The organism is Halomicronema sp. CCY15110 (assembly GCF_016888165.1).
In the GTDB taxonomy this organism is placed as follows: domain Bacteria; phylum Cyanobacteriota; class Cyanobacteriia; order Phormidesmidales; family Phormidesmidaceae; genus Halomicronema.
Map to the genome: position 1 here is coordinate 1 of NZ_JACSWC010000363.1, position 11817 is coordinate 11817.

General features: G+C 55.2%; 8 protein-coding genes. 4 read left to right on the top strand and 4 right to left on the bottom strand.

Annotation, left to right across the window (positions count from 1 at the left end; translation table 11 throughout):
- Nucleotides 1-250: 250 nt before the first annotated feature.
- The gene (locus JUK32_RS17145) at nucleotides 251-2761 is read right to left on the bottom strand and encodes an alpha/beta hydrolase (RefSeq protein ID WP_204140083.1); all 2511 of its coding nucleotides are present in this window, start codon (nucleotides 2759-2761) and stop codon (nucleotides 251-253) included.
- A gap of 275 nt (nucleotides 2762-3036) precedes the next feature.
- Here JUK32_RS17145 and JUK32_RS17150 point away from each other — a divergent pair, with 275 nt between their 5' ends.
- Together JUK32_RS17150 and JUK32_RS17155 are read left to right on the top strand one after the other, a co-directional pair.
- Nucleotides 3037-4500: a DASH family cryptochrome gene (locus tag JUK32_RS17150; RefSeq protein ID WP_204140084.1), complete on the top strand. Its 1464-nt coding sequence runs from the start codon at nucleotides 3037-3039 to the stop codon at nucleotides 4498-4500.
- A gap of 116 nt (nucleotides 4501-4616) precedes the next feature.
- Nucleotides 4617-4829, top strand: coding sequence for a hypothetical protein (locus JUK32_RS17155; protein ID WP_204140085.1), 213 nt, complete (start codon nucleotides 4617-4619; stop codon nucleotides 4827-4829).
- Nucleotides 4830-5028: 199 nt separating this feature from the next.
- On the opposite strand, the gene JUK32_RS17160 is transcribed toward JUK32_RS17155, so the two are convergent.
- Together JUK32_RS17160 and JUK32_RS17165 are read right to left on the bottom strand one after the other, a co-directional pair.
- Entirely contained in the window at nucleotides 5029-5742 is a 714-nt protein-coding gene (locus JUK32_RS17160) for a tetratricopeptide repeat protein (RefSeq protein ID WP_239112771.1), read from the bottom strand.
- Nucleotides 5743-6762: 1020 nt separating this feature from the next.
- Nucleotides 6763-8415: a DUF6930 domain-containing protein gene (locus tag JUK32_RS17165; RefSeq protein WP_375541578.1), complete on the bottom strand. Its 1653-nt coding sequence runs from the start codon at nucleotides 8413-8415 to the stop codon at nucleotides 6763-6765.
- Between the two features lie 444 nt (nucleotides 8416-8859).
- Between JUK32_RS17165 and JUK32_RS17170 the strand changes: the two genes are divergently transcribed.
- Nucleotides 8860-9366 (top strand): sterol desaturase family protein, encoded by a 507-nt coding sequence (locus JUK32_RS17170; protein ID WP_204140087.1) that lies wholly within the window; start codon nucleotides 8860-8862, stop codon nucleotides 9364-9366.
- Nucleotides 9367-9426: 60 nt separating this feature from the next.
- Here the strand turns inward: JUK32_RS17170 and JUK32_RS17175 are convergent, their stop codons facing one another.
- Entirely contained in the window at nucleotides 9427-10488 is a 1062-nt protein-coding gene (locus JUK32_RS17175; protein WP_204140088.1) for a hypothetical protein, read from the bottom strand.
- Between the two features lie 314 nt (nucleotides 10489-10802).
- Here JUK32_RS17175 and JUK32_RS28495 point away from each other — a divergent pair, with 314 nt between their 5' ends.
- Nucleotides 10803-11717: a lipopolysaccharide assembly protein LapB gene (locus JUK32_RS28495; protein ID WP_204140089.1), complete on the top strand. Its 915-nt coding sequence runs from the start codon at nucleotides 10803-10805 to the stop codon at nucleotides 11715-11717.
- Nucleotides 11718-11817: the final 100 nt, after the last annotated feature.

The window sequence follows — 11817 nt, forward strand, 5'->3', positions numbered from 1 at the left end:
ATGACCCCATGTTTTCTGGCAGCATCCTACTACAACATGACTTGTGTGTACTTAGTAGCCCAAAACTGGGAGAGGGATTTAGGGTGTAGACGCGCAGTGGCTTCTCTTTGAGTGGGCAAATATGTGGTTAGGCAAGTACGTAATTACCCAGAATTGGAGGGACAAAGGGGGGGTAAAAGCAGCATTTGGAGGGAGCCATCGAGGTGTGTATACTTAGTAGCTTGCCCCAGGAGAAGGCGACCACGAGAAGCTACTGATTTAGGCAGAACTCGGCTTTATTTAATTCTTCTGGATAGATGGAGGAAAACCACAGATTAGAAATGGGATTTTCACTGTCGCTAATCAAGAATTGGTTAATCAAGGTACGCCATTCCGGATCGTTGTTGGGCAGGGCTAGACCGTAGTATTCGCAGGTGAGCGGGATTTCTGGAATCAGCGAAAAGTCATTCATGTCTCGTCCCTGCAGCTGCAATTCGCCGTAAGTCAAAATACCGTCCCCGACAAAGGCGGCAATCTCACCGTTAGCGGTGGCGGCGATCGCGTTTTGCCGCCCTTCCACCCCAGAAAACAGCGTAATATCAGCGTTCGGATAGTTTGCTTCCACAAACTGCTGAGTCGTCGTATTTTGGAGCACCCCTAAGCGGACTCCCCCCAGGGAGGTCGTAGGCCGGATCGCATTTTCCTGGCCTGCAGGTACCAAAAATTCGGTACTGGTCACAAAAATCGGATTGGAGAAGGTAATCCCATCCACATCATTACGAATCGTATTGGGGCCACATTCGAGATGCACCGCTCCGGAAGTTACCAGGTCAAAGCGATTGTCTAGGGTGGAAGTCAGTTCCACTAGCCGAATCTCGACGTCGCTGTCGAGTTCAGCAGCAACGTACTCGCTGAGGGCGATCGCGAAATTCCCGCAATAGCCATCCCACGCATTTTGCTGATTGATAAATCCAAAGGGCACGGCGTCTTTGCGAAAAGCGACTTTTAATACTCCGGTCTCGGCAATCTCTGACAACACACTTTGGGGGCGGGGCGGCGGGGCCGCCGCGATCGGGGCGGGAATAATTGGCACGGGGGGCCGACGACCGTAGACGGCCTCAATCTGCTCGGGCCGCAGTTCCGTAATCAGACTCAACCCCATGGGCTGGTCAGCACTCAATTGATTGCCAAAGCTCGCGCTGAGGTAGGGCAAAAACTCCGGTTGCTCCCGCAAATAAACGTTGTAGAAAGCGACGCTCAAAGCTTTGTAGTAGGCGCTGCCCACTGCTCGATTGGCCCCAGCCAACAGCGCAAGAATGCCCCCGGTCCCATCGCGCCCCGGCTTCGAAGAAAAATGGGTGCCAATATCTAACATGGCGAGATGCTTATGCTCTGTTTCCAACCAAATAAAGGGATGAAACTGTTCGATCGCTACCGGGGCCACAATATCTTCGGAGCCGCCGACCATCAGTAACGGCACGTCAATCTGGCTGAATCCTTCGGGGCCATAGAGTGAGGCACCCAAAGGATGACCCGTGACGACTGCCTTCACCCGAGGATCTCGGAGGTCGAAATTTTGCGGCGGTAAAAATTGCGCCTGACACTGAAGGTATAGGGAAAAATTCAAGATCACGTTGTCGACATTACAGGCTTCTACGATGCGCGCGTAGTTAATCTCGGCCCCGGCTAAGGCCAGAGTATTCGTGCTGCCCAGGGAATCCCCAGTGACGCCGATGCGATCTAGATCTAACTGAGCGGCCCACTCCGGAGACTCAGCCACCAACTCCTCTAGCCGATCAATCAGAAATGAGATCTCTTGCGGTCGGTTAATAAACTCCATCGGGCTCAACAAAGTATTGAGCCGCCCCTGAAGAAATTCCTGCCGGTAGGCCAAATCACTGCCCACATGGTCAGGTAGCAGAACGACAAAGCCATACGAAGCCAGGTGCTCGGCAATAAAGGCAAAACTCTCTTTAACGTCGCCAAAGCCGTGGGAAATAATGACGATCGGGGCGGGGCCGCTCAAGCCACTAGGAATGTAGGCATCGACATCAAAGTCGTAGTTGACGGACAGACCTTCGGAAGTTTGCCGCAGCGCTGGATTCGTCACCGTCACCGTTTCTTGAGTGAAATCAAACGCCCCAGGCTGGCTGAGATCGGCCAATTCGCTCAAGTTGACGTTGGGTTCATTGGCCGCTTCGGCCTTCGCCTGGGCTCGAATGGTGCGCACAATCGCATCGTTATAGCTGAAATAGACGGCCAGTTGTCGCCGCAGTTCTAACAAATCTTGCAGCTCAATCTCGATCGCTGGGGTGGGAAATTCTTGCAACACGTCAAGCATCGTCCACCCGTCGGCGTCGGCATTGGCGGCGGCCCCAATCACGGCGGCCCGTAGTGCCTTCTGGCCATTGATCCCGCGATAAACCTGGAAAACTTTGCCGACATTAAGTAAAACATCGCGCCCCAGTGGGGAATAGGCGAGGTTATCCACCGTAGTTACGTTAAGGGGAATCTTGCGCGTCAGCCCTTGGCGCAAAAATTGCAGCGTCTCTTCGTTTAAGAATCGGGCATACAGCCGCAGATCTCCCGTAATTTCGCCCGTTTCCGCAAAGGTTTCTAAAGACTCGACCGAGAGGTCGAACAATAAGGGGCCATCTACAAGAATGCGAATTTTTTCGGCACTGTGCACCGGACGGGGGGCGATCGCGTCTATCGCAACGCCCGCTGTGAGCAGGGCGATCGCTGAGAGCCCCATGTGCAGAATGCGACGCAACTGTTTCATTCGTTTAAGAGGCCTACCTGCTCTAAATCATGACGCTGCCAATCATGGGCAGTTTTTCGACGCCAATCATACTGCAAAACTGGTAGACACCCGGCAGCTTTCAGCGCATTTGTTGGAAAGCTCTACTCAGCGGATAGTGACTGACTAGCTATGAACGTATTGAGTCGCCAACAGCTAGCCATCACAAAGTGATTCGCCGCCGCGATCGGCTCACAGCAAGGGCGGACGAAACTTGCTAGGTTTACATAAGTTCACAAAGTCAATTATTTGCTCTCATGTCAATTCTGGTTTGGTTTCGCAACGATCTGCGGCTGCACGACCATGCACCCTTACAAGCCGCCCTCCGGGCAGGCGGTGGCGTCATCCCAGTCTATTGTTTCGACCCCCGGCAGTTTGGCCAGACCGCTTTTGGTTTTCCCAAAACGGGTTCATTCAGAGCGCAGTTTTTGTTAGAAAGCGTGGCCGATTTGCGGCGATCGCTCCAGCAGCGGGGCAGTGACCTGATCATTCGCTGGGGCGAACCCGAAACCGTGATTCCCTCCTTGGTCAAAGAACTTAACGCCGAGGCGGTCTACTGGCACGAAGAAGCCACCGCTGAAGAGTTAGCCGTAGAAAATACCCTGGCCGATCAGCTGGAAGCAATGGACACCACCGGGCAAACCTACTGGGGCGCAACCCTTTATCACCTGGACGATTTGCCCTTTTCGCTGCAAAAGGTGCCAGAAGTATTTACCAAATTTCGCAAACAAGTTGAGAAGTCGAGCACCGTTTACGAACCCTTCAGTCCCCCTGAAAAATTGCCTCCCTTGCCCCAGACAGCATCCGTGGGAGAGCTGCCCGATTTCACCCAGCTCGGGGTTGAAGCGCCGCAATATGACGATCGCGCCGGGCTCAAATTTCAAGGGGGCGAAACCGCCGGGCTGGCTCGTTTGCAAGCCTACATTTGGGAGGCCGACTGCCTCAAGGTTTATAAACAAACTCGCAATGGCATGTTGGGGGCCAACTATTCCTCCAAGTTCTCAGCCTGGCTGGCACTGGGGTGCCTCTCGCCCCGCTGGGTCTATCAGGCGGTGCAAGCCTACGAGCAGGAGCGGGTGCGCAACGATTCCACCTACTGGCTGGTGTTTGAGCTGCTGTGGCGCGACTATTTCCGCTTGATTTGCCTGAAACATGGCGATCGCGTCTTTTATCCCTCCGGTCTGCGCGGCCTCAAAGTCGATTGGCAACAAGACTGGCCCCGGTTCAACGCCTGGTGCGCTGGCGAGACGGGGTATCCCCTCGTGGATGCCAACATGCGCGAACTCGCGGCGACGGGCTTCATGTCTAACCGAGGGCGGCAAAATGTCGCCAGCTTTCTCACCAAAAATCTCGGCATTGACTGGCGCATGGGAGCCGAGTGGTTTGAGTCGCTGCTGGTGGACTATGACGTCTGTAGCAACTGGGGCAACTGGAACTACACCGCTGGCGTGGGCAACGATGCTCGCGGCTTCCGTTATTTCAATATCCCCAAGCAGTCCAAAGACTATGACCCGCAGGGTGAGTACGTGAAGCACTGGTTGCCAGCATTACAGCGCCTGCCAGCCTCTAAGGTGCACGCCCCCTGGCAGTTATCAAACGTGGAACAAAAGCGCTTTGAGGTGCGATTGGGGGTCGATTATCCTCACCCCATTGTCGATTTACACAAATCGGTGCAGGCCAATGAGCGCATTTACAACGCGGCCCTCGAACGGAGTGCCTAAGCGTCATTCATGCGAATGGTGAAAGCGGCATACGTGGGTGAGAAGAGATCGCGCCAACCAGCCTCACCGTGTAGGATAGAAGCGTGTGGTGGCAAACAGTAAGGAGAAATGCACTCATGTTTTTGGATGAATTGACCCCCTTTCTTCAAGAACTGACTCGTCAGCCAGTGGCCTTTGTCGGCGGCTTTGTATCTGGAGTATTACGCCTTGACCTCAGCGACGACCCCGTCAAGTCTTGGCTCGGCAATCAAGATGTCACCGTCACTGATGACGACGACTCTGTCAGCAACGGCAGCAGCGGCGGCCCCCAGAAAATATCCATTGATTAACAGCAGTCGGTAGTGTGAGCCAACGCTCGGTTCGATACAGTATCGAGCAAATTTGCGGTCTTCTTCAATTTCGGGAGCGTTGCGGTTGTCGCGACCTCGCAATGCTGGCAGTCTCATGCGATACCGTCTCAGGCACTGTCTCAAGTTTCCTTTCTGACACCCAGTATGTGGAACGGATACTTCAGTTTCTTAAAAATTGCTAGGCCGCAACACTCAACTCGCTGAGCCAGTTCATTACCCGATAACGGCAAGAGTTTAGGTTCAACATCGCTTCAGCATCGGTGCTGGCTAGTTTTTGTAAAGCGCGTCGGTAATCAGCGATCGCACAATTCCAGTCGCCCCGCAGATGGTATGTGCGCCCTCGCTCCGCGTAAGCCTCCCCCAAATTTTGATTAAACAACAAAGCATTGTCAAAACTTTCGAGCGCGGCATCGTAGCAGGCGAGTTCCCGCAGGGTAATACCCTGATTAATGCGGGCCCGCACGTGAAACGGATTCAGATCAATGGTTCGATCATAGTTAGCCAACGCGCTTTCAAAATCGCCCATTGCGGCGTAGTAATTGGCGCGGTTGTTGTAGGCGGCGGGGAGCTCTGGGTTGAGCGCGATCGCGTGGTCAAAATCACGAATGGCCTTACATAGCTGACCATTCCATAAATGCACGAGCCCACGGTTGTTAAAGTCTTCGGCTCGCGCTCCTTGGCGAATAATCAGTCGATTTAGGGACGCGATCGCCTGCGAGTAATCGCCTCGCTTAATGGCCTGTTGTGCCTGTTGCCGCATTATGCGAGCCGATTCTGGTTGGCATCGGGGCAACATGTGAGGAGCAATGACCGAAGCTGCAACCAAATCACGACACTGATTCACAGCATTTTGACTGGCGACACCATCGGGCCGGTAGATACGCTTCGACATAGCCACTTCCTCCTATGGCTAAGGGACTTGTAGAGATGCACACGTCAAGGACGCAGTTACAACTATTGCAATAAGCCAACTGATGCGATGAGCCAACGAAAAGTTATTAGCCTCACGGCATCCAGGAAATCAGTATCTACACCCTTAACTTGGATAGTTACACCTCCCCCCAGGGAAACCAACCGGGTAAACCCTGAGGGAAAAAGGCCTTCTATGCGATGTACGAATTTTTGAGACGAGCTTTCTCGGTATAAACTCGCAAACTTTATCCTTCCTTTGCAAAAGTCGGCAGCAAGTCAAACAATCTTGATATAGCCGTCACTATTTTCTCGGGGCAATAGCGATTGAAATCAGCCATTAGTGCCCCGCCCAGTTGCAATTTGTTACAGCAGCTTAGTATCAATCGGGATTGACTTTTCCCAAGCATTGGCATCAATAAATAACCTGAGTTCGGGATCAAGGATGCAGAGGAACTTTCACAGTTATCCGTAGCCTCAATCCCCTCCATTGGAGGGGTGTCCGCAGGACGAGGTGGGTCGGTTAGCGGCTTACCCACCCCATTAGCTCCTCCCAAGAGCTATCCATTAGGCAAAACTCCATCAAAGACTTGTATAGCAAGGTTTCTGGCCTTGAGTTGCCGGGGGTAAAACCTCACCGCCGGCGGCACCTCTCCTGGGTAAGGAGAGATTTATCAAGGCTGCCGGTTCCTCCCCTGGCGTGGGCGTAGCCTGCCCGGAGGGCTTAGGAGAGGTGAGGTGAGGTTCTACAGCCCATCAAACTGCCGCAATCGGTTCCCAAGATCCTTTCTCGATAAGCGATACCGCCACTTGTGTGTAACGGATAGCTCCCAAGAGGGGAACGTAACCGGTTTGGGCTTAACCCGAACCGACTTTAAATACGTCGCATTACCCCGGCTGGATGATGCCGACGGTTTGGCCCAGGGGGCACTGGGCGCGGGTCAGCGTAAGCACCCACTCACCCACCTACCCACTCACCCTCACACTCCTCACTCCTCACTCCTCACTCCCAATCCAGGGCATAGCTCATTTGCAGCGGCGGAATGTCGAGTTCCTCGGGGGTTTTTAAGCAGGTTTCAAAAAACGCGACGGTTTCTTTGGGGCCGGGGCGGCCCTTAGCGGCTCCGGTTACGCCGGCAGCAATCATGACGCCACATCGCCCCTGACTGGCCTCACACCATGCTTGCCACTGGGTGAGCAGCCGACTGTCGTGGGTGTCTTGCATCAAAAATTCGATGAAGAGATGAAAGTCACCGTCGCCAGTGTGCAGCAGCCCGAGTTGCAGGCTATCGCCTGACATAGGGTCACTGCCGGGATTAAAACAGACGGCCTCAACGCCTTGGGCAGCCTCTAACTGGGAGGCGAGTTTTTTGGCTTTGGGTCGCGAAGTCTGGATGGCGACCACGGGCACCATGTCGTCTTCTGTTGTCGATGGACGGCGATCGCGATCGCCTCGATCTTGGCGTACGGCATCAATCACCATACTGGGCAGCCGGGTGAGCAGCACCATCGAGCCTTCGGGCACGTAGTCATCGCGAAAGCGGGGGAGTTCAAAGGATGGCAGGTTAGCGTCGCGCGCACTCAGGCTTTGGGCGATCGCTAGTTGAGCAGTGATGTCGGGGCATGTTGCGACTTTGAGCGTTAGCGAAGATTGATCTAACGGATTCCGCAATTTATAGGTATTGGAGAGGTCAGGAAAGTCGGCGACATTCAGGGCTTCATCATGGGCTCTAAAGAAGCGGTTGAGGCCCTCTAAACAAAGTCTCAGGGCGGCGGCTTCTTCCAGCTCTAACGTGTGTCGTAGGCCCTCTAGTGGATGCAGGCTGCCAAACTCAGGGATGACTTCTGAAGGGGCCGATTGCATCCAGGGTAGCGGCAGAATCGGGGCCGCCGCGTCATCTCGCACCAGTTCAAAGTTGAGAAACAGACAGTCTTGAGATAAGAAGGCCTGCTGCATTTGGCGCGTCGTCAGGTTGCTTTCGGTGGCCGTTTTCCGAAACTGCGTGAGGGAATCGAGCGATCGATAAATCAGCAGACCATACTCTAAGCCCGCCATGCCCAACACCGAGACATATAGCGTCCCGAGATTCCACTGGTTTAACTCGATTTTGAGAATCTGGTCATCCCCCAAATGGTTCCAGGGGGCATGATCCCAAAGTTGCTGGGCTTGTTTGTTTAGGGCCGCTTCCCAATCGGGGGGCAGGGGCGATTCGGCGAGTTCGCCAGGCTGCTGCAAACTCTCAAAAATCTCGTCAATGATTGGCAATACTTCGGCGTAGTCCACCGTGATGTCGAGGTCTTGCAAAGCTCCTCGGAGAAAAAAGTGAATCTCGCGATCGCACACCACTAGCTTGTGGGGGCGGGCGGGGGGCATTGCGCCTTGGGGATGTTCCATCGCTTGCAGGAGGGTTCGCACCACCGCTTCGTGGCCCGTATCAGCTGGGATAATCGTTACCGCCCGCAGTACGCCCTCAGTGCCATCGACCCAGATAATGCAGTCGCTCGCTTCGTCAGCATCAGCGTCGGGGCCACCCCCGTCATAGCCAAACGCATCCAACATGCCCTCAGAAATGGGACGGCGATCGCCCTCCCAAACCACTGGTTGCTTGGGCAACCGCTGCAAGCGAGCACATGTAAAAGGGCTGAGAGAATACATAGGGGCTGATGAACGAATCCTTGATAGATGGTTGTAGCAAAAACCGCTGGGGCATCGGTCGAATGTTGGAACTCCTTAACACAAGTCAACCTTTGCCGTGCTACGGGATTTAATCTTAAAGACCCACGGGCCAATTTTTCAGAGGTCAGGAGCGGATCACGGTAAAAATTATCCAAAAGTTTATGGCGGCGCGGCAAGGGAGACGCCCGCTGGCGGACAAGATGCCCACCTTGACAGCTGTCTGAACCGACGTTGGTCGTGATTTTTGCATCAATTTGTCCAACTTGCTAGCCGGTCAGATGCCCACCCTAACGTTCTCTCTGCCTGAATTGGTTGATCTGGGAATGCGCCCTCTAAATCCTCTCTAAATCCCGCGTTAAGTGGTTATTAATCAGCCCCTGATAGCGTGCGCTTAGAGTCGCTGTGAACGGAGGGGATAGGACTATGGATGGGGTACGGATGCTACTTGCTGCCGGACTGCTGTTGCTACTGGGAGATTTTGTCGCGACGTTTGGTTACCACGTGCCAGAGCACGTGTTTGGCAGGTTTCACAGCCTGGTTCACCACAGTCCCCAGCGCAGCTTTGTCTGTTACGCCATCCAGCAGCGCCAGCCGATCGCGCTGCTAGATGGCTTTTTGAGTGCGTTTCCTTATTTTGTGTTCATTCCGTGGTTGTGGACCATTTCGCCGTGGGGCGTGGGCTTGGGGCTGGGGCTGGCCGAGTTGCATGTGATTTGGCGGCATCGCTTCTCGCCAGCCAGGCCGCGCCCCGTCTGGTTAACCAAGCTGTGCCGGGGATTGGGTATCACCACGCCAGAACGCCATCAGATTCACCACCAGAACGGCAACCGGGCTTTTGGCGATATTTTTGCGTTTTATGGGCAACCGGCTGAATGGTGGCTCAAGTATTTGCGTTCGCTCAAAAAACGCTACCGGGCAACGTGCCGATAGCGCTTTAGGGATGCGGCTGACAACCCTGAGAGTCAGCGATCGCACCTCGTGCCAGCCTCCTTACAGAGGATTCGATTTCACCGGAGCGGGCGGTTTCACCCGAGGTTTGTCAGTGTTGCGGGTGGGGCGAGTGGGGCGATCGCCGCCTTCCTCGCGCCGATTGCGACGGGGGAATGTGCCACCTCGACCTTTCTTTTTCTTTTTCGGTGGCACCAGGCGAATCGGTCGGCCATCGGTCATGACCAGCTTTTCGCCCTGGCGCTCGACCTCAAATTCCCAAAAGTATCCGACCGTCTTACCCGCGATCGCGCCAAACACATGCACCTTAAACGCCTTCGGCCCTTTGCCTGAGCGTTTAGACCCCTGGACAATTTTGACCAGAATCGTTTCCGTGTCTTCGTCGTAAGCCAATACCTCGCCGCGAACGGAGAAGTAATTTTCGGAGGGCAGGGCCGCATCGGTGGTATTCGCATCCGCAGGATCAGTTGCGGGCTCGTCGTCAGTGGCGGGCTCGTCTGTCATCGCGTCAGCTTCGGAGTCATCCGAGTCGGCCTCCGTTTTGGGATTTTCCCCTGGCAGCCCGAGGGTATCGGGTTCCCAAACTCCCACGATTTGTAGGTGCAAGCCGCTATCTTCGCTCGGCTCAGAATCATACTCCGTCGCTTGGCGAGTGCGGGGATAGACCACCCACAGATGCGATTTTTCTAAGTCAATGTGTTTCTTGATCAGGCTGGTGACGCGCCCCAACAAGACCGAATCAATCTGAGTGTTGCCGTCATCCGCCACAATGTTGCCCCGATTGAGCTGTTCCTCGGACGGTTGGTACACCCCTCTCACTAGCCCAATAGCGCGATACTGCATCGGCTCACTTGGCGGCGCGATCGGGTGCAGCGATGACCGAGGCTCCGGAACGCTCGGTGCCGAAGTCGCCGCTGCGGTCGTCGCTGCCGGTGCCGACGCCGGCTCTAGAGAGGGGGCTGTGGCTGGCGGCGAGGTCGACGGGGGGGCGGCTTCTGGGCGGGGGGGCGGTTTACGGAGCGAAGGACGCTTGGGTGGGCCACTCAAGGGATGGCTCTCATTTGGTGATGATGCTTTGGGGGGCGTATTCTCCGCTGCACTCATGGGTCTTCGGATCCTCCTGAACCTGAACACTCCCACCGGGACTGCTGGCTGGGTGGGGGTTAATTCCCTCAAGGTTAGCATCGCCGTTTCTATCCCGCGAGATCCTTGCCAATCTGCCGTCTAAGTTAGGTGGGAAATGGCCTGTTAGCCACTATGGTTAATCATTGTTTCCGATAGCGTACGGGACGAATCAGCACGCTTTTGTCGGAGCGTAGGAGATTTGTCATTTCTTCATTGATTTTTAATGCGACCCCGGCGCGAGGATTCCCAAACGAAGGCGCTAAGATGAGCAGGTTGAATTCGGGATCTCGCTTGTGGCGGTAAAGCGCAATCGTTGGTTAGTCATTAGTGTCTTAGTCGTTGCCGTGGGTGCCTTTTTGGCCTTGTCGGTGTTGCCCTTTTTAAGCGCTGGTGGCGATCGCCCCTCCACCGCCACCTCCAATGGCAGTAATTCTCCCGAGGTCAACGAGGCCCAGGCCGAGCTCGAAGCCCGCGCCCGCGGTTATGAACTGGTATTGGAGCGCGAACCCGACAACCAAACTGCGATCGAAGGGCTAGTCGATGCCCGCATTCAACTTGGCGATTTAGAAGGCGTGGTCGAACCGCTGGAAAAACTGGCGGAACTCAACCCCAACACCCCCGAATATCGGGTCTTGCTGGGGCAAACCAAGCAGAGCATTGGCGACCTGGATGGCGCAGCGGATGAATTTCGCACAGTGCTCGATCAGCGCCCTGGGGAGATGAACGCCTTGCAAGGACTCACTGCGCTCTTGCTGCAGCAAGAGCGGCCCCAGGCGGCGGTGGGGCTGCTGCAAGACACCCTGCAGTCCGCACCGCAGATCAATGAAGTGACGCCCGGCGCGGTGGATGTGGGGTCGGTGCAGCTCTTGTTGGCCCAGGTGTATGTCGAAGAAGGGGATATTGACGAAGCGCTGCGGGTCTATGATGATGCGATCGACGCCGCCCCTGACGATTTTCGCCCAGTCTTAGCCAAGGCGTTGGTGTTGCGGGACGCGGGGCGAGAGCCGGACGCCGTGGTGCTGTTCCAGCAGGCCGAAGAACTCGCCCCCGCCCAGTTCAAGGATCAGGTGCGGCAGCTGGCGAGCAACCAAACGCCCGATCCCGAGGGTGACACCGTGGCCCCCGCCGAGTCCGATGCCCCCCCGGAACCATCTGAGGCAGAAACTCCTGATCCAGGCGTCGCCGAAGATGGCGAGTTTATTGACTAAGGGACTTGCGCGTAAGAAAGATTCCCATGAACTGAGTTTCGACTCCGCTCAACTCTCGATACTGGTAGGTTGAGCGAAGTCGAAACCGGATTGAACGGGT